The sequence below is a fragment of the Salinibacillus xinjiangensis genome (genome assembly GCF_009649735.1).
Lineage (GTDB): Bacteria > Bacillota > Bacilli > Bacillales > Alkalibacillaceae > Salinibacillus > Salinibacillus xinjiangensis.
In genome coordinates this window covers 404,380-423,837 of sequence record NZ_WJNH01000002.1, presented here as the reverse complement: position 1 = coordinate 423,837, position 19,458 = coordinate 404,380, and the positions used below count along the sequence as shown (strand labels likewise).

General features: G+C 38.5%; 19 protein-coding genes, 1 pseudogene and 1 riboswitch. Of the genes and pseudogenes, 17 read left to right on the top strand and 3 right to left on the bottom strand.

All coding sequences use genetic code 11. The features are described 5' to 3' along the window. Window positions 1–121 precede the first annotated feature (121 nt). Window positions 122–206, top strand: a riboswitch (cyclic di-GMP riboswitch). Window positions 207–288: 82 nt separating this feature from the next. From GH754_RS04830 to moaC, 13 genes are all read left to right on the top strand, one after another. Beyond that, on the top strand, window positions 289–981 hold the full coding sequence (locus GH754_RS04830; protein WP_153727582.1) for a WxL domain-containing protein: 693 nt from the start codon (window positions 289–291) through the stop codon (window positions 979–981). A 118-nt stretch (window positions 982–1,099) separates the two neighbouring features. Continuing rightward, a complete protein-coding gene (locus GH754_RS04825) occupies window positions 1,100–2,113 on the top strand; it encodes a WxL protein peptidoglycan domain-containing protein (RefSeq protein ID WP_194841282.1) in 1,014 nt (337 codons plus the stop codon). A gap of 46 nt (window positions 2,114–2,159) precedes the next feature. Next, window positions 2,160–4,223, top strand: a complete 2,064-nt coding sequence (locus GH754_RS04820) for a thioredoxin domain-containing protein (protein WP_153727580.1) — start codon at window positions 2,160–2,162, stop codon at window positions 4,221–4,223. Between the two features lie 262 nt (window positions 4,224–4,485). Next, a complete protein-coding gene (locus GH754_RS04815) occupies window positions 4,486–4,752 on the top strand; it encodes an AbrB/MazE/SpoVT family DNA-binding domain-containing protein (protein WP_153727579.1) in 267 nt (88 codons plus the stop codon). 192 nt (window positions 4,753–4,944) lie between these two features. Continuing rightward, a complete protein-coding gene (locus GH754_RS20075; RefSeq protein WP_407690652.1) occupies window positions 4,945–5,571 on the top strand; it encodes a peptidoglycan DD-metalloendopeptidase family protein in 627 nt (208 codons plus the stop codon). 69 nt (window positions 5,572–5,640) lie between these two features. After that, window positions 5,641–6,501, top strand: a complete 861-nt coding sequence (locus GH754_RS04805; protein WP_153727577.1) for an MBL fold metallo-hydrolase — start codon at window positions 5,641–5,643, stop codon at window positions 6,499–6,501. A gap of 118 nt (window positions 6,502–6,619) precedes the next feature. Continuing rightward, window positions 6,620–7,000 carry a RidA family protein gene (locus GH754_RS04800; protein WP_153727576.1) on the top strand — a complete coding sequence of 127 codons (381 nt, stop codon included), beginning with the start codon at window positions 6,620–6,622 and terminating at the stop codon, window positions 6,998–7,000. A 165-nt stretch (window positions 7,001–7,165) separates the two neighbouring features. Continuing rightward, window positions 7,166–7,459 carry a DUF5658 family protein gene (locus tag GH754_RS04795; RefSeq protein WP_153727575.1) on the top strand — a complete coding sequence of 98 codons (294 nt, stop codon included), beginning with the start codon at window positions 7,166–7,168 and terminating at the stop codon, window positions 7,457–7,459. Between the two features lie 412 nt (window positions 7,460–7,871). Continuing rightward, a complete protein-coding gene (mobA, locus tag GH754_RS04790; RefSeq protein WP_194841281.1) occupies window positions 7,872–8,498 on the top strand; it encodes a molybdenum cofactor guanylyltransferase in 627 nt (208 codons plus the stop codon). Next, complete coding sequence (gene mobB / locus GH754_RS04785) at window positions 8,491–8,967, top strand: molybdopterin-guanine dinucleotide biosynthesis protein B (RefSeq protein ID WP_153727573.1); 477 nt, start codon at window positions 8,491–8,493, stop codon at window positions 8,965–8,967. Before mobA ends, mobB begins: the two co-directional genes overlap by 8 nt. A 29-nt stretch (window positions 8,968–8,996) precedes the next feature. After that, window positions 8,997–9,473, top strand: coding sequence for a molybdenum cofactor biosynthesis protein MoaE (locus GH754_RS04780; RefSeq protein WP_323741865.1), 477 nt, complete (start codon window positions 8,997–8,999; stop codon window positions 9,471–9,473). Next, a complete protein-coding gene (gene moaD, locus GH754_RS04775) occupies window positions 9,466–9,708 on the top strand; it encodes a molybdopterin converting factor subunit 1 (protein ID WP_153727571.1) in 243 nt (80 codons plus the stop codon). Before GH754_RS04780 ends, moaD begins: the two co-directional genes overlap by 8 nt. A gap of 25 nt (window positions 9,709–9,733) precedes the next feature. Next, window positions 9,734–10,204, top strand: coding sequence for a cyclic pyranopterin monophosphate synthase MoaC (moaC, locus tag GH754_RS04770; protein ID WP_153727570.1), 471 nt, complete (start codon window positions 9,734–9,736; stop codon window positions 10,202–10,204). A 100-nt stretch (window positions 10,205–10,304) separates the two neighbouring features. Here moaC and GH754_RS04765 read toward each other — a convergent pair whose 3' ends face one another. Further along, a complete protein-coding gene (locus GH754_RS04765) occupies window positions 10,305–13,349 on the bottom strand; it encodes an efflux RND transporter permease subunit (RefSeq protein ID WP_194841280.1) in 3,045 nt (1,014 codons plus the stop codon). Between the two features lie 185 nt (window positions 13,350–13,534). Here GH754_RS04765 and GH754_RS04760 point away from each other — a divergent pair, with 185 nt between their 5' ends. Further along, window positions 13,535–14,968: an aldehyde dehydrogenase family protein gene (locus GH754_RS04760; protein ID WP_153727568.1), complete on the top strand. Its 1,434-nt coding sequence runs from the start codon at window positions 13,535–13,537 to the stop codon at window positions 14,966–14,968. Between the two features lie 61 nt (window positions 14,969–15,029). On the opposite strand, the gene GH754_RS04755 is transcribed toward GH754_RS04760, so the two are convergent. Beyond that, window positions 15,030–15,542, bottom strand: a complete 513-nt coding sequence (locus tag GH754_RS04755; protein WP_153727567.1) for a MogA/MoaB family molybdenum cofactor biosynthesis protein — start codon at window positions 15,540–15,542, stop codon at window positions 15,030–15,032. Between the two features lie 451 nt (window positions 15,543–15,993). Between GH754_RS04755 and GH754_RS04750 the strand changes: the two are divergent. The 3 genes and pseudogenes from GH754_RS04750 to GH754_RS04740 form a co-directional block, all read left to right on the top strand. Further along, window positions 15,994–16,140 (top strand): annotated as a pseudogene (locus GH754_RS04750) (respiratory nitrate reductase subunit gamma); the annotation flags it as partial. Window positions 16,141–16,228: 88 nt separating this feature from the next. Further along, complete coding sequence (locus GH754_RS04745; protein WP_153727566.1) at window positions 16,229–16,966, top strand: sulfite exporter TauE/SafE family protein; 738 nt, start codon at window positions 16,229–16,231, stop codon at window positions 16,964–16,966. 54 nt (window positions 16,967–17,020) lie between these two features. Next, window positions 17,021–18,277, top strand: coding sequence for a molybdopterin molybdotransferase MoeA (locus GH754_RS04740; protein WP_153727565.1), 1,257 nt, complete (start codon window positions 17,021–17,023; stop codon window positions 18,275–18,277). Window positions 18,278–18,975: 698 nt separating this feature from the next. On the opposite strand, the gene GH754_RS04735 is transcribed toward GH754_RS04740, so the two are convergent. Then, window positions 18,976–19,347, bottom strand: coding sequence for a hypothetical protein (locus GH754_RS04735; RefSeq protein ID WP_153727564.1), 372 nt, complete (start codon window positions 19,345–19,347; stop codon window positions 18,976–18,978). Window positions 19,348–19,458: the final 111 nt, after the last annotated feature.

The window sequence follows — 19,458 nt, the reverse complement described above, 5'->3', positions numbered from 1 at the left end:
AAATTACAAAACGTTTAATTGGTAAAATTTTATATCTAGTATTTTGAATGGATTAGGTGTAATATAAGTTTCAGAGAGTGATGGACGACAACGACATAGAGAAATAGAGTCAATCGTTCTCATTCTTAAAAGGCAAAGTTGTTGAAAAACGATGACGCAAAGCTAACAGACCTAAGGTGAATTGCTAAGGTGGCTGAGTTGCTAAGAATGGAGAATGAAACTCCAACTGGGGTTTACTTTGAGATTCTTTCAATTCAAAAATAAATTTGTTTTGGAGGGATTTTTTTAATGAAAAAAAACACATTCGGTTCCATAAATAGATTAGACAAATCATTTAAAGGGGGAAATTTTAATATGAAAAATTTATTCAAAAAGATCGTTATTAATACAGCTTTAGTAGGTTTTGTGGTTGGTTCATTTGCAGGTACTTCTTTTGCTGAGGTAACGTCAGAAAATAATACAACTATGCAAGGTGGATCACTGTCTGTAAGTGTACCTAGTATTGGAGAATTTTATGATGAGGAAATTACTGATGAATTAGGAAATACAGTTAAGGTTATTAACCTAGACGGTACTACACGTAATATTGATACAACTCTTCAACCTTTAACTATCACTGACCCAACAGGTACGGGTGATGGCTGGGTTGTGACAATGAAAGCTGATCAGTTTGCACATACTACAAGAGTAGATGAATTTTTAGAAGAAGGATCACTAAAGGTTGCAACTCCAACTAGTTTAACTGAAGTTGATGCAAACTCAACAGATGTGACAGAAACTAATACAACTTTATTATCAACAGCTACAGCCATTGATAATACTACAGGAGCAACTCTAGTAACTGTTCAACAAGGCGCTGGAATGGGTAAATATAAATTGTCTTTTCCAACAAATGCATTAACATTAACATTAAAGCCAAACGATGTTTATGATGGTGCTTATAAAACAACTGTTAGAGTATCCATTGCTCCAAACATTTAATAGGAAATAAATGATAATGGTTGCCACGTCTATAATGGACGTGGTTTTTTTATTTCATAAACCCTCTTCTCTTGGAAAAGATAAACCTTGGAAGGGAAGTGGAAAGGTGAAAAATATAGTGAAATTACTACTACTATTCCTATTCAGTTGCAGTATGTTATTCATTCCAGAAAATATTAACGCTCAAAGTTCAAACCAAACCATAACCGTTAAACCTGTATATCCAGAAAATCAGGACCCTGAATCAAAAAATCACTTCAATTTATCTGTAAACCCTAAGGATCAACAAACGGTTGAAGTGAGGGTTTCCAATCATGCAAACGAGGAGATTACAGTTGGCATAAAGGTTGCCAATGCATACTCCAATCCAAATGGCGGAATTTTATATGAACCAGAAATGGATTCTGAGAATACTGAACTTCTGGAAGATGCTGTAAAAATGGCGAATTACCTTAACGTACAAGAAACGGTAACGATTCCCCCAACAAGTTTCGTTGATGTTCCAGTCGATGTAAAAGTTCCTGATGTAAACGGACAAGTTTTATTAGGGGCCGTACTATTTTCTTCATTAGGAGAAGATACAGACCAACAGGAACTTAAAGAGGGAACAGCGAATTTCATCATAAACACGGAAATGGTTTATGCAATACCTGTCCGATTAAATCTTCCGAATAAAAGCCCTTTTAAATTTTCCTTAGGAGATGTAGGTTTTATTTCAGAGGATGCTCAATTATATACAGAAATGATCAATGATACCCATAATATACAAAGGGAGATTGTAGGAACATACGTCGTGAGTGATGACCAAGGGAAAGAACTATTTAACGGTGAATTCGGAAATTTTATGATGGCACCGAAATCAAAAATTCGATACCCTATTTCTTGGGGGTACGAATCATTAGAGGATGGAAAGTATACATTATCTATAGAAGGAACGGCGGGAGAAGAAGAGTTCTCTTCATCAAAATCATTTACCATAGAAAATCAGGACGTCGAAGAATATATTGAGAATACACAACCGAATCAACCACAGGCGCAGATAGATAACGGGATTCCTACGATTGTGTGGATTATAGGTGGCATTGTGTTGGCGATTTTAATGTATTTCCTTGGGAGAAGAAAAAGCAAGTAGATTATTATTTATGTTTAAGTAAAATTCAATAGGAGATGATACCTCCATGTCTAGTGAACAAAGAGCTGCGAATCGTTTAATTGATGAAAAAAGTCCTTACTTACTTCAACATGCGTATAACCCTGTAAATTGGTTTCCATGGGGACAGGAAGCTTTTGCAAAGGCGAGGAAGGAAAATAAGCCTATTTTTCTCAGTATTGGCTATAGTACCTGCCATTGGTGTCACGTCATGGCCCACGAATCCTTTGAAGATGAGGAGATGGCCCAGCTTTTGAATGAACGATTTATTTCAATCAAAGTAGACCGAGAAGAACGACCGGATATTGACTCGGTGTATATGAAGGTTTGTCAGATGATGACAGGTCAAGGTGGGTGGCCTCTAAGTGTGTTTTTAACCCCTGATCTGGTCCCGTTTTATGCAGGTACATATTTTCCGAAAGAAAGCAAATACGGTCGTCCGGGCTTTAAAGAGGTGGTGACACAGCTCTATCAAAAATATAAGGAAGACCCTGAACATATTTCAGAGGTGACAGAAAGCGTGACAAATGCCCTAGAAAAGATATATGTAAAAAAAGGGGAAAAACGACTAACAAAAGAGGTCACGGATCGAGCCTTTCATAATCTTGGACGTATGCTTGATGTAGAATATGGTGGATTTGGAGGTGCGCCAAAGTTTCCAGCACCACACAATTTGATGTATTTACTTAGGTACTATCATGTAACTGGAAAGCTTGCTGCTCTTCAAATGGTTGAACGGACGCTTAAATCGATGGCAGATGGTGGATTGTATGACCATATCGGGTATGGGTTTACACGTTACTCGACAGATCAAAAATGGCTTGTACCTCACTTTGAAAAAATGCTTTATGATAATGCCATGCTCTTAATGGCTTATACTGAATGCTATCAAATAACAAAGAAACCATTTTATAAAGAGATTAGTGAGCAGATTATTGAATTTGTGATGAGGGAAATGACCAATGACGCTGGTGCTTTTTATTCGGCAATTGATGCTGATTCTGAAGGAGTCGAAGGAAAATATTACGTATGGGAGTACGAAGAAGTTTTTGACGTACTAGGTGAAGATTTAGGGGAGCTTTTTGCTGAAGTGTATGGGATTACCTCACATGGGAATTTTGAGGGGAAAAACATACCGAACTTGATTGATACGGACCTTCCTGAGATTGCTGAAAAACATTCTATTTCGTTGGAATTGTTGAAAGATAAATTAGAGCAAGCTCGAGGAAAGCTGTTTGAGGAGCGTTCCAAGCGGGTCTACCCACATTTAGATGATAAGGTTTTGACTGCTTGGAATGCTCTTATGATTGCAGCCCTAGCTAAGGCTAGTAAAGTATATGGGGAAAATAAGTATTTGAAAGCTGCGAAAAAGGCATTGTCCTTTATTCAACAGCAACTCGTAGTAGATGGCCGGTTAATGGTGCGCTATCGTGACGGACAAGTGCAGAATAAAGCTTTTATTGATGATTATGCCTTTTTGTTGTGGGCCCATGTAGAGCTTTATGAGGCAACCTATGATATATCGTATTTGGATAAAAGCGAGAGTTGGGTCCAGGAAATGATTGACCTTTTCTGGGATGAAGAACATGGTGGATTTTACTTTTATGGAAGTGATAGTGAATCGTTGATTACGAGAGAAAAGGAAATTTATGATGGTGCGATTCCATCTGGGAATAGTGTAGCTGCTTTTATTTTGACAAAGCTTGGGTATTTAACAGGGCATACTGAATGGCTGGAGCAGGTTGAGGAGATGTATTACACCTTTCAGGAGAGTGTAAATGATTATGCAACAGGAAGCACACAATTTTTGCAGAGTTTGCTGTTAACGGAATTTACAAGTAAGGAAGTTGTGATTCTTGGAGATCGAACCGATAAACAGCGTCAAGAGCTGTTGATCCATATTCAAAAGCATTTTCTGCCTAATGTTGCTGTACTGGTGGGTGAATCAGAGGACCAATTAGGAAACATAGCACCATTCACTAAGGAATACCGAAAAATAGAGGGCCAAACGACTATTTATGTGTGTGAAAATTTTGCATGTCAACGACCGACTACGGACATAGATGTTGCGTTAAGCAATATTTTCGGTTAACGAAAAAGTGAACTATCTACTACAGAATCAACTTTTAAATAAAGATAGTACAAAAAATGGGTGGATGTATCGAATAGTATTTGATATATCCACCTTTTTTCATACCTTGAATTAGTTAATATGACTCAAAATACAAAAAATTCAGTCTTTTAACTAGAAATTTACCATTAATTTGATAGAATATGTAAATGATTGTGTTTATAGACAAGCGAATTGGGGTATAGAGGTTTAAACCAAAATTTAGGAACAGGAGGATTTACATATGAAAGCTTCAGGATTAGTAAGAAAGGTAGATGAGTTAGGCCGAATTGTCATTCCGATAGAACTTCGACGTACGATGGACATCAATATAAAAGATCCCATCGAAATTTTTGTGGATGATGATATGATTGTTTTGAAAAAGTTTAGGTCTCAAGATTCTTGCGTTATTTGTAGCAACGTTAAGGATACGGTTGAAATCAAAGGGAAAAAAGTATGTCACGAATGTGCCGAAGAGATACAACAATTAAGCCAACCTCAGGAAGTTTAAGAAACAATATCAAAACATCTAAACAGGAAGAAAAGCTTCCTGTTTATTTTTTTGCAATCCACTTTATCGCTTTAAAGCAATAGGGGACAGTCCCCAGCTGCTTTAAAGGGGTAAAGTGTTAGACACCTTTTGGGGGTTTTTCTCGATTATAGTTATGAGTTAAAAATTTTCGAGAAAATGAGGTGTTTGTTGATGGTACATTTTATTAGGCCGGCTGAGGGTCAGTTCACAAGTGGTTTTCGTTCAAGACATCGATCTAATCATCATGGGCTTGATATTGCCAAAAGTGGTTTAGTAGAGGTGGTGGCTGCAGCAGATGGCACGGTTGTAAAATCGTATTATTCTAACAGCTATGGGCATGTCGTATTTCTACAGCATAACCTACAAGGTGAAATTTACGAGAGCGTGTATGCGCATTTACGAAACCGTTTCGTTATGTTGGGGCAAGTAGTTAATCAAGGCCAAAGACTTGGCTTTATGGGCAATACGGGTAATTCTACAGGACAGCATTTGCATTTTGAACTTCATAAAGGAGTTTGGGATGTAAGAAAGACGAATGCTGTGAATCCACTCATTTATATTAGCAATCATCCTTCTACTGTTCCGCAGCGGGAAAATTCAATCGTACCTTATCCAGGTTATTTAATTCAAGTAGGAAGTGAAGGGAAGGACGTTCAGAGAATACAGCGAGCTGTAAGCGTCACGCCAGATGGTATTTTTGGCCCTGTAACTGAAAAAGCAGTTAAGAAATATCAAAGGAGACATGGATTAAAGGTTGATGGGTTGGTCGGACCTAAAACATGGGCGATGATGTTTTAGGACGTGGCCATTACATATTTCTTAAATAGAGTGGAAAATTATAGATGATTATGACAAGGAGGTTTCGAAATGAAGGATCATATGGAGCATAGTGATGACCATCGCTTTATACCAGTTACATCCGTTTCTAGTGGAATTGGACAAGCAGTCGCACCAGATATTTATTGTTTTCCGATTCAGGTTGTGAATGTAGCTTTTTTAGGTAATCCAGAAAAAGATGAGGAATGGACATTAGTAGATGCGGGTATGCCAGGCTCCTCCGATGATATTATACAAGAAGTGGAAAAAAGATTTGGCTCAGATCGTGCACCTAAGTCAATTGTTTTAACACATGGTCACTTCGACCATGTTGGAGCAATTATAGAGCTAGTAGAGCACTGGGATGTACCAGTCTATGCTCACGAGCTAGAGCTCCCTTATTTAACGGGACAAAAAAGTTATCCAGATCCCGACCTAACCGTTGAGGGAGGGATGGTTGCCAAAATGTCACCCTATTTCCCCAATGAACCTGTGAACCTGGGTAACCACGTTCAATCCTTGCCTGATGATGGTACAGTACCAGGAATGGAAGGGTGGAAATGGGTACATACACCTGGTCACACTCCTGGCCATGTATCGTTTTATCGAGAAGAGGATGGGTCTTTACTGGTTGGCGATGCTTTTATAACCGTTAAGCAAGATTCCCTTTTTAAAGTTATGGTACAAGAGACAGAGGTGAATGGACCGCCACGTTATTTGACTACAGATTGGCAAGGTGCATGGGATTCAGTAAAAAAACTGGCGGCACTAAAACCAAATTTAGCTCTAACGGGGCATGGACACCCTATGAAAGGAGCTGATTTAATGGAAGGATTAGAGCACCTAGTAGACCAGTTTGATACGATTGCTATACCTGATTACGGTCGGTATGTGGATGGGAAAGAGCATTAGTTATAGAGTATGATTTTATACCACTTTCGCAACGAAATATAGAAAATCAATTTAAAAGGGTTCACAAATAGAGATAGACAAGGTATAAATAGGTTTAAAGAAATGTTTAGGAGGAGAAATGATGCGAACCATTCAAACAAATGCAGCACCACAAGCTATTGGCCCTTATTCACAGGCTGTTGAAGCAGGCGATTTTCTATACGTCTCAGGACAAATAGCAATCAATCCGGAAACCAATGAAATTGCGGCTGGTATTGTTGCACAAACTGAACAAGTAATGAAAAATTTAGAGGCCATTTTAAAGGAAGTCAATCTAACCTTCTCTGATGTTGTGAAGTTCACGATATACACAACGTCAATGGACGATTTTCCTATCATCAACGAAACCTATGCAAAATTTCTGACGGAACCTTACCCAGCGAGAGCAACGGTAGAAGTAAGTCGACTTCCAAAGGATGTCCTCGTCGAAATTGACGCAATCGCCTATAAAGGGAACTAACACTTTAACACATTAAAGCAACGGGGGACAGTCCCTCGTTGCTTTAGAGTGGTAAAGAATATCACCTCTTGTTCATAGGTTAGTAGTAGGTTTAGGGTTAACATCTTTTACCAAGAATGGTTAAAGAGTTTTCTGTACTACTGACCGAACAAGAGGTGTTTTTTTATGTTTTATTTATATACCATTGCCATTTTAAATCTTATGGACTTAGTTTTAACAACTATTTCCCTTGGATTTGGCATTACAGGGGAGGCTAACCCTTTGATGCGTTATTTGTGGCATGCCAACCCCTTGTATTTCATCTTTGTTAAATTAGCCTTATCCATTCTCTTACTGATACTTGCTCACCGTTTACCTAAAGTGTCTGTTCTTAAATGGCGCTGGTTATATGCAACCACAGTAATGCTGTACCTGGGCATACTCGGAACACATGTGATTTGGATACGGACATTTATTTAAGTCCAAAAACATTTATTTCTCAACATCTGTAATCTCAGTAAACATTCCTGCGTAAAATGGGTCATCACCGGATTCACTCTCAATTTCACTGATTGTCAGTCATTCCTTATATAACTCTCCATTTTACGTTTATTCCAAATTTCGCCTTTCCAAAAGCCTTTTTCGTTGATGGAGTCCCACATCTTGTCGTAAAATTCTTTATCGTGTTTTCCAGAGTGAAGAACCCGAGGAGTTTTGCCAATTACTTCCTCCTCCATAGATACGAAAACCATTCCTTTGTCACAGAATCGTCATCAAGCCCATCAAATCAACGTTTGTTACGAATTTTGTCATATTTTTGCGTTGACTTCCCAGGCTTACTTTGTGATACTGTACTGAAGCTATGAGAATAAGAAATAAAGGAAAATTAATTATGGATGTGAATACTTCCCTAACCGGTGTAATCTTAGCTGGTGGAAAAAATCGTAGAATGGGCGGATCCGATAAAGCGTTATTAACCTTAGGTGAAAAGACCATTTTGGAACGCCAAATAGAACAAATAAATAAGCTAGCAATTGAAATTATACTGGTTACCAATCAGCCTAAAAGATACCATCCCTTTCTTACAGATAATATTCAATGTACGCGTGATAAAATCCCAGGTCATGGCCCAATTAGTGGAATACATGCTGCTATGTTAAAGGCAACAGGCACTTCCTTGTGGGTCGTGGGCTGTGATATGCCATTTGTATCACCGTATGCCGCCAAAGAAATGCTTGATGTTAAGGAATCATCAAATTATGATGTAGTCGTACCATACATCAATCATCATCTACATCCCTTACACGGTATTTATGATAAAGCATGTCTCGGTAACATTACAAATATGATACATCAACAACAGTTTAAATTGAGAGAATTGTTTGAATATATTGGGTTTTATGAGGCGAATGAAGCATTTTTTCAGTCCAAGAAAATTCCTTTGCAATTTGTTTACAATATGAACACACCTGAAGATTACGAGAAAGCGAAAAAAATGGGTGAACGATATTATGACTAGGATTATTCAAGTTGTCGGTTTTAAAAATGTAGGCAAAACCACCTTAGTGGAACACCTTATAAAGTACTTTTCACAAATAGGCTATAAGGTTGGTTCGGTTAAACATGATGCCCATGACTTTGACATTGACAATCCACATACAGACAGCTGGCGACATCGAGAGGCGGGAGCTGAAATCACAGCCATAACCTCTCCATATCAATCAGCTATTTTAGAGCAAAGACCTAAGGCTTTATCACAAATAACCAAGCAAATGACTGGAGTTGATATCGTTTTAGTGGAAGGATTCAAGCAAGAACGATATCCTAAAGTTGTGTTAATTAGAAGTGAGGATGACTTTCACTTGCTGCAAAATCTAGAAAATGTAGTTTGTTATATGTCCTGGATCTCAAATCTTCCAACAGAAAAGCCTGTTTTTGAGATTCAAGCACATGAAGAACTTTTCCATTTTATAAAGAAAAATTTATAACGAAAAAGGAGGGAGGGTACTACATGTCAATATTACAAAAACCTTTTGTGGTGACAAATGAGAGATTATCGGTTGATGAAGCGATGCAACACGTAACAAACCCCTCGGCAGGAGCAATCAATTTATTTGTGGGGACTGTGCGAGAATGGACTGGGGAAAAGCAAACCGAACATTTGGAGTATGAAGCTTACGTTGGGATGGCTGAAAAAATGCTTCGGAAAATTGGTGACGAAATCCAAGCTAAGTGGCCAGGTTCACGCGTAGCCATACAGCATCGAATCGGTAAAATGGAGATCTCTGATATCGCTGTGATTGTGGCTGTATCTACACCTCATCGCCATGAATCCTATGAGGCATCACGCCATGGAATTGAGCGGATTAAGGAAATGGTTCCGATTTGGAAAAAGGAATTCTGGACAGATGGTGAATCATGGGTTGGAAATCAACAGGGAACAATCGAATATAGCAAAGGTGAGCCAGGGAAAGGGGAGAATTCACATGATTAATGTTTTATTTTTCGCTGGATTAGCTGAAAAAACAGGGCAAAGAGAAATCCAATTGGAGCACATAGCTGGGAGTACCGTTGAACAATTAAAGGAAAAACTAATGCAAGAATACCCTCAAGCAAAAGCTGAAATGAGTCAGGCGATGATAGCTGTAAATGAAGAGTATGCCGAAAAAACGGATACACTCCAAGAACGTGATACCGTTGCCTTTATTCCACCGGTTAGTGGCGGATGATTTTACATAGGGGAGGATTAAGAATATGGAGGGCTTTACCCATTTTAATGAACAAGGTCGAGCAAACATGGTCGATATATCAGAAAAATGTGAAACAAGTCGGACAGCTGTAGCTTTTTCCAGAGTGAAAATGAATGATTCTGTTTGGGAAGCGGTAAGAGAAGGGAAAATGAAAAAAGGTGACGTCCTCTCCGTGGCTCAAGTGGCTGGAATTATGGGAGGAAAAAAGACATCAGATATCATTCCAATGTGCCACCCTTTAATGTTGTCTAAGTTAAATATAGAGTTTGAAATGCCTGAAACGGGTATAATTGATATTTATGTAACAGTGAAAACAAAAGGCTCCACCGGCGTTGAGATGGAGGCTTTAACGGCTGCTAGTGTTACGGGATTAACGATCTATGATATGTGTAAGGCGATGGACAAAGGCATAGAGCTAGGCCCAACGTACTTGCTTGAAAAAGAAGGCGGGAAAAGTGGATATTTTAAGCGGTAAAAAAGCAACTGCTGCTAAATTGTACTGAACGAGCACGACAATTCAAAATATGAAGAAAAGGGGATGATCACCAATAAATTAATGTGATCACCCTCTTTTTTTAATTCTCTATTGAAACATCTTTATGCTCAGATCGCTTAAATATCTTTTTCAATCCTTGACGGACGTCGTGAAACAACATATAGACGGATGGGACTAAAATTAGTGTAATCAACGTACCAAATAATAGCCCGAATATGACAACAATGGCTAGAGGGGATTGAAAGTTACCAGCTGTACCTGTTGCCAAGGCTAAAGGTAGCATTCCTCCAGCTGTTGTAAAGGTTGTCATGAAAATAGGTCTAATTCTGTTTTTACCGGCTTCTACCAGTGCATATTTTATCGGTTGACCGGTTTTTCGTAGCTGATTCGTGCGATCAAGGAGAAGTATGGCATTATTGAGAATAATCCCTATAAGCACTAGTAAACCGACTCCAGAGATCATATTAAGCTCTTGGTTAGTCATCAGCAAACCAAGTATTGCCCCTACAAAGGTCATTGGTATGACGGACATGACAATAAGTGGCTGTGCCAAATGATTAAACTGCACCGCCATAACACAGTATACGAGGAATATGGCAGTTGCTAATACAATTAACATCTCGTTCATAGACTCTTGCTGTGCTTCAAGGTCTCCCGCAAGAGACACCTCATAGCTCTCTGGAGTGTCTAAGGATTCTATAACATTTTGTACGTCCCGGTTAACAGATCCTAAGTCTCGCCCCTCTATGTCTGCGGAAACGGTAATACTACGTATGCCGTCTTCATGTGTAATTTGATTCGGACTTTTACGGGTCTCTAATGAAATATAGTTAGAAAGTACCTTTTCGCCATTTAGAGTAGGAATTTCCATATCCATTAGTTGGTTTTCAGTTAATAGGGAATCATCTAGTGTTAACTTGAGCGGTGTTGTATCATCAGTCGATGTTGCAATAGTTCCCATAGGAATTTCAAACGAAAGCTGCTCAACAAATTGTTTTATTTGGGAAGAGGTTAATCCATCATCTTGAATATTGTCTTGTTTTAAGACGATTTGTTTGGTTTCAGATTTATTTTTATTAGTATTGGTGATCCCGACGATTCCCTCTACCTTATTTAATTCACCGGTTAGCTCAGCTACCAGTTTATCTAGTTCTTGAAAGTCTTCACCCTGAACTGTCACTTGGACTGGAGAACCACCACCTGCAGATAATGCGCTTGCTATATTTGAAATAGGATAATCATTTTGCAATTCACGAAGTTCCCCTAGAATTTCTTCATTAACTTCTTTTTGGTCTCTAGTGATATTTTCATCCTTGGTCATATTGACTAACAAAAGCAAGTAATTCGTATCCCGTATGACATAATGGGTTTCTATATCTGTTACATTTGAAAGTCGATTACTGATCTCATCTACGGTCTCTTCCGTCTTTTCCTGAGATAAGCCGGACTCGAGGGTGACTACTAATTCAGCATATCGATTATATATATCAGGCATGACATTCATTGGAATATTTGTAACTAGTGTCATTGTGCCAATAAACATCATGACGAATAGAATGAGGACGCTAATTCGTCTCCATATTTTTTGTAATAGCCAAGATACACAGGCGCTATAAAATTTAACAATACGCCTTTCTTTTTTTCGTATCCTTTTCGGTTTTACCTTTAAAAATTTCTCAGAGAAGGTTGGAATTAGCGTAAAAGAAACAACGACGGAACTTGTTAATGCAATGGCGACAACAATTGAAAGAACAGTCACCACCTGTCCAACTTCTCCTCCTAAAAATCCAATTGGAAGAAATACAACGATTGTCGTCAGCATGGAGGCAATGACAGCAGAAGCCACTTCCTTTGTACCTTGAATCACGGATTCATATTTGGTTAACCCCTGCTCTTTTTTACGATAAATGGACTCTAAAATCACGATAGAGGAGTCGACAATCATACCAATTCCTAAACCAAGTGCAATTAAACTAACAATATTTAAGCTGTAATGAAATAAATTCATGACCACAAAGGTCAATAGTATAGAGGACGGTATGGATAACCCTATAATGGTGGTTGCACGTAAATTTCTTAAAAATAAGATTAAAATGACAAGAGCAACTAGTCCTCCGATTAAAATATTACTTTGCACTCCATTTATAGAACTTTCAACATAATCTGATTGAGCGACTATTTCATTTAATTCAAAACCATCCACGAGCCCCTCATCTCGTATAGCTTGAATTTCACTGCGTACGGCATCTGCCATGTCTATCTGGGTTACATCAGAGACTCGTCCAATTTGAATCAGGAGTAAGTTTGAGTCACCCTCTTTCCAGGTTGAGGTGATTTTGTTAATTGGTTGAACTGAGACAGTAGCAATATCATCAAGCGAGATATTTCCGTTCTGGGTTGGAATCGAAAGGCTTTTAAGCTCTTCTGTATTCGAGTAGGTAGTATCCCATCTAAGAAGAGGTGTATTTTCTTCATCAGATAATGTACCGACAGTGGAGGTATTATTGGTTATTTGAATGAGGTTTGATATGTAAGTAGGTTCTAAATTGTATTCGGTTAATTGATCTTTGTCTAGTTCAACAATGGCCTCATACTCCTTTAAACCAGAAATATCGACTTCACGAACTTCTTGTAATTCCTCTAATCTAGGTTTCAGTATATCAGAGGCAAATCTAGTCATTTCATCTAAATTTCCATTAGACATTTCCATAAAAAATTCATATGGCTGATCAGTTGATAACTGAATGGCTGAAAAATCCTCTAATCCAGTTAGCTGTTGTTGGTGGGTATTCATAATAGCTTGAATTTCCCGTAGACCTTCTTCACCCTTCCCTTCATCAAAAAACACTTGAACGGTTGAATTTCCAACCTGAATGTTTGTAGACATCCGCTCAAAACCCTCTATACTAGAAAAGCGTTTTTCTAAAGGGGTAACGATCTCCTCTTCTATTTGAAGGGCATCTAGATTTCCGGCTGCCAAGTTTACAATCACACCATCCTCAACTTGGGTGGGGAGTAGTTTTTTATCCAGACTACTAGTGGATAGAATTCCCGCAACCACAATAAAAACAAAAATAAGACCAATTAAAATTTTTCTTTTCACAATAAACTCAATAAATCTCATCTTCTTCTCCTTTTTTCGTAAATTTTTGTTGAACATGTAAATTATTCTATATTTTCCTCAAAATTCCTTTTAATAATCCTAAATTACTAGGTATTATTACTTACTATCGAGAGGTGCGAAATATTTTGACAATAACAATCTATCCATTCTATGATTAATGTATATTGAATTAGGGAGGGATTTAAATGATTGATATCGCTAATAACATACAAACCCTGGCAGAGCAATCATCAGATACATATGATTTAATAAATCCACATACTCGACAAAAAATAAGAGCTATCCCAGAATGCACGAGTGAACAAATGGAAAAGGCGATTGTAAAGGGAAAAACAGCTTTTCAAAAGATGAAAGCTTTAACCTCTGAAGAAAGGTCCTCTATTCTTGAGAAAGTTTGTGAAATCATTGCCGAGAATAAAGAGGATTTTGCTAAAACGATTACCCTTGAGTCAGGAAAACCCATTCGTTTTGCATTAGGAGAGGTCGATCGTACCATACAAACCTTTAAATTTGCTGCGATTGAAGCAAGAAAGCTAGAAGGGGAGTCTATTCGTTTAGATGCAGCAACAAACGGTGGAGGGCGAGATGCTTATACCATTTATCAACCTATTGGTGTGGTGGGAGCAATTACACCGTTCAATTTTCCTTTAAATTTAGTTGCACATAAGGTAGGTCCTGCTTTGGCGGTTGGGAACAGCATTATCGTGAAACCTGCTGAGAAAACACCACTTTCCGCTATTAAACTAGTAGAAGCCTTTAAACAAGCCGGTCTACCTGACGATGCCTATCAAGTTATTACAGGAGATGGACCACGTCTTGGAAAAGTCATGATTGATCATCCTGATGTTGCCAAAATTACCTTTACTGGAAGTCCTGAAGTTGGTAAATTAATTAAATCTCAAGTGGGACTTAAGAAAATCACGTTAGAGCTTGGAAACAACTCCGCGTTATATGTAGATAATAGTGTTCGCGATAAAATTAAAGATATAGCAGAAAAAGCAGTTGTGGGGGCCTTTTCATACAATGGGCAGGTTTGCATAAGTACACAAAGAATTTATGTTCATGAAGAAGTGAAGGATGAATTTTTAACACACTTTAAACAGGTAACAGATGCTCTAGTCTACGGTGACCCGAACGATCCGAATACAGATGTCTCTGGGATCATCGATGAAAAATCACAAAATCGTTTGCTAGATTGGATTAAGGAGGCCGTGCAAGAAGGCGGAGAACTCGTAACCGGTGGAGAACTTCAAGAAAACGGAATTCAGCCTACGATTTTAGCAAATGTGCCAAAGGATACGAATGTGTCATGTAACGAGGTGTTTGGTCCTGTGGTGATTGTCAATTCCGTTCGTAGTGCAGATGAGGCATTGGCTGAAATGAACGATAGCATTTATGGATTAAACGCCGGGGTGTTTACGTACCATTTACCACAAGCCTTTACGTTTGCTCATGAGCTTGAAGTCGGTCAGGTGCTGATTAATGACATACCAACGTTAAGGTTTGACCACATGCCATATGGAGGGTTGAAATCATCAGGCTACGGCTATGAAGGAATTAAGTATGCTATGCGTGAAATGGTTCATATGAAATTTATTAGTATGAACTATAACTTTTAATGAATAGCTCTATAAAATAAAAAGCCTGTCATTTGTCTTCCTACAAGTGACAGGCTTTTTTTTATAGCTGTTTCTCAATCTCAAATCGTACATGACTAAGCTCAGGTAAAATAAGCTCATTCATCGCAAGCTTGACCGCACCACTAGACCCAGGCATGGAAAAAATAGCGGTATTTTTATAAACTCCGGCAACAGCCCGACTGAGAATAGCAGCAGCACCTATATCATTTTGAAAGCTTAACAGTCGAAAGATCTCACCAAATCCTGGCATTTCCTTGTCAAGTAAATCTTTTACCGCTTCATAAGTAGTATCCCGTCTTGAAATCCCTGTACCACCATTTAAGAGAATAGCATGGATGTCATCACGGTCTGCCAAATCTTTAATCAAATGTTGGATGTGGACATAATCATCCTTTGTGATAGCATAATGACCAACGTGATGCTCTTTTTCGTCAAGTAATGTCTTTATCAACTTTCCGCTCTTATCCGTTTCCTCAGTACGGGTATCTGAAACAGTAATTACTGCACAGGTCACCGTTTTCGGCGCTTGGGCCTTATGTTCATGAGTTGCCATCTTATTCCTCCTCATCCAAAGTACTTATAGTAGATGTTTTTGCTTCTGTTAGATTTTCTGCACTCCTATTTGTGACAGTAACTCTTTTCTAGAGTATCTTCCACCTGTATCAATAGTTGGGTGAGAATCTATCATATTCTTTGAATTCATGCTAAGAACTCCTTCAAATATTCCGAATTTAACTTCCGTATAGTATCGCAAAGCAAGTCTATGAAGTCAACGTGAATTTATGACGATTTTCGTAACAAACGTTGAGTTGGAGGTCTTGATCAAACCGATGTACCCGAGAGTTGAGTTTGGTATAATTCCTCCTATTTAATAATGGAAGCCAGTTTTATTGGATGAAAACACCAATGAATTAGCCATTCCACAGGATACCCTAGAATCCAGAGTGATGGACAGAAGCAATGGAATTTAGAAATGAAGGATGAAGAAACAGGGAGTTTAAATTTCATTTATTCTTTATGCATCTATTCCATTTACGCGTTTAGTCCATATATTCAGCATGCCTTTTGAATACTTGTGGTGGAGTTATGTGGTTTATCGCAAAAGGCCAACAAATCAAGATACTCCAAAGCCTCGTAACGTGATAAAATAGGAAAGTACATGCTACCCTTGTCGTAGGATTAAAAGACAAGGGTTTTGTTTTATGAAAGAACTCTAATTACGGTAAAAAGGTGAGAGATATGCAGGTTGAACAAATTATTTTACTTAGTGTGCTGTTTTTTATTGTATCGATTTTATATTCATTAGTTGGCCATGGTGGGGGCTCAGGCTATATTGCAATCATGGGATTAGTGGGAATCCTTCCAACCGTCATTAAGCCGACAGCACTTATCTTAAATATTATTGTTTCTGGTATTGCTTTTATCTATTTTTATAGAGCCAAGCATTTTTCTTGGTCGCTATTTTGGCCATTTGTTGTCGGTTCGATTCCACTCGCTTACATAGGTGGAAGCATTATGCTCCCATATACGTTTTACCACTGGCTTGTAGGTGGGATGCTTTTATTTTCAGCCATTCGTCTATTTATGCCACGAGGACAAGAAAATCAATCAATACATAGACCGACTTTACCTATCGCAGTCCTGTGGGGAATGGGAATTGGATTATTATCAGGACTTATTGGGGTAGGGGGAGGCATCTTTTTATCCCCTATTATGTTATTTTTAGGTTGGGCTAAATTAAAGCAGATCTCTGCAGTCGCTGCTGCCTTTGTATTTGTTAATTCAGTATCCGGTTTATTAGGTCATATATCCTCTGTCAAAACCGTTTCACCATCCATATTTTTATTTGGATTTTTAGTATTTATCGGAGCCTTCATTGGATCAAGACTTGGTAGCTCAAAATTGCCTGATATGAAAATCAAAAAAGTCCTGGCAGCTGTCTTATTTATTGGTGGATTAAAAATGATTCTTGCTTAATGGAAGGACTACATATTGGAATAATAGAAGAATTTTCATGGGAGGTAATGGTACATGAGTGAAAAAGGTTTTACAAGATTTAATCGAAAAGCCATAAAGGTAGACGATGCTCTACAATCCCTTCTACCATTTGTTAGCGAAATAGAAGCGGAATCAGTAGGAATTATGGAGGCCATTGGAAGAAGACTTTCTCAGGATATACAAACACCGCATCCTATCCCACATTTTAGACGCTCAGGCTATGATGGTTACGCTGTCCGTTCAGAGGATTTGCAAAATGCGACACGCCAAGAACCTGTTTATTTAAACCTTGTAGACAATATTCCTTGTGGGGAAGTACCTTCAGTTTCCCTAAAGGAAGGCGAAACAGCAAGAATTATGACAGGTGCTATGGCCCCAGATGAAGCAGATACAGTCGTCATGCTAGAGGCCACGGATCAAGTGGAGGATAACGGCAAGACTTTTGTGAAATTTACCAAACCCGTAAAAAGTGGTGCCAATATTACGCCAATAGGAGAAGAAACGCAGCAAGGCGAGGTCCTTTTAAACAAAGGAAAGGATATCGATTCTGGTGATATGGCCGTTTTATCCTCGCTAGGCTTTGACAATGTTCCAGTTTACAAAAAGCCAAAAGTAGCTGTACTGTCAACAGGTACAGAACTACTAGATGTTTCTGAACCACTAGAGCCAGGAAAAATTCGCAACAGTAACACCTACATGCTTGCAGCTCAAATTGGAAAAAGCGGAGGAGAGCCAATTTTAATTGGCAAGTTTCCGGATGACGTAGATGTAGCCAAGGAAAGAATAAACAATCTTCTCCATGATGATGAAATCGATATCATTGTCACAACCGGCGGCGTTTCAGTCGGGGATTACGATATTATGACCGATATTTTTCTTAACTGGGAAGGACATACATTATTTAATAAAATCATGATGCGCCCAGGAAGTGTCACTACAGCAGGTGTATTTAACGGAAAGTTGTTATTTGGACTCTCAGGAAATCCCGGTGCCTGTTTCGTCGGCTTTGAACTATTCGCCAAGCCAGTCATTGACCGTATGATTGATGGAGCAGGGGAGCATCCGAAAATCACTGCACTCTTAGAAGAAGATTATCTAAAAGTCAACGCATTCTCCAGGTTTGTACGTGGGCGTTATGAAGTGAAAGAGGGCAAAGTATGGACTCGACCAGTTGGACTTGATCAATCCAGCGCCCTATTATCAATGAAGGATGCCAATTGCTTGATTGTAATTCCGCCTACTAAGACTGGCTTGAAGGCTGGTGAGCAGGTAGAGGTTATTTTATTGTAGCGTATTGCGATTGTGGGAGTAGTGTGGGTTCAGCATGCAAGTGCGGGTGTTTAGTGTTTGGTAGGTGAACTTTAGCACCCGCACTGTTTTCTTTAGCAAAAACACATTCAACTTCAGCATATAGCAAAGTGTTCAGCATTTCGTGAGAGTGCTTTAGCATTTTACTGGTGAACTATAGCATAAACTGGTCTGTATTTAGCATTATGCCGGGTTCAACAAAATCGTGCAGTTGTTCAGCATTTGAGGCACAGATTATAGCATCCGCACTGTTAACTATAGCGAAAGCACAATCTACTTTAGCATATAGCGGGATGTTCAGCATTTCTGGAGAGTGCTTCAGCAAATTAGTGGTCAACTATAGTATAAACAGGTCTATCTTCAGCATTATGCCGGGTTCAGCAAAATTGAGCATTAGTTCAGCATTTGAAGCCCAGACTTCAGCATCCGCACCATCATTATTAGCAAGAACACAATTAACTTTAGCAAATAACAAAATCTTCAGCATTTCATAAGAGTACTTCAGCATACAACCAGTAAATTTCAGCACCTCCGCAACAATCTTCAGCATCCGCACCCTTTAACTTGCGGTCCTGACATAAGTTCACCTCATTATGAATCTTGTACCATCATTTTAGCACGTGTAAATCAAGTACAATCGAGGCTGATGTGATTGAATTATGAAAAATTTCAAGGAAGGCTTAACCAAATGATAAATCAACACTGTTGGGAACTTTTACTTTGTCATTTTTTGCTTCGTAGGATTTATAGCTAGTTAGCGTTTCACCTTGTTTAATGATTTTTAAGGATAGGATTTGCTGGTGCTTTTGCCCCTTTGTTTCTAAAAATACCTCTACATCCTCAAGCTTTAAATAGCAATCATTAAAAAGTAACCGTAAATATTCAGTTTGCTCCACCTGGGTGTTCGGGTGTAAAAGGATGATAGATGCCAGGTCTTGAATAGAGATACTGTTTCCAACATTCATATTTTGTAGGGTGTTTTTCACATTTTCGCCGAGTTCTCCAGTTTTTGATTTTGCCCACTTTACGATATTTTCAAAGAACGAATTCACAAGTATTCCTCCTAATTCTTTGTCATTCTTAGATTGACCCATTTGATGGATGAAATTCTGCTATCATAGGATTAACAGAATTTTTTCTTTATTGCCCGTATCTTTTTAATG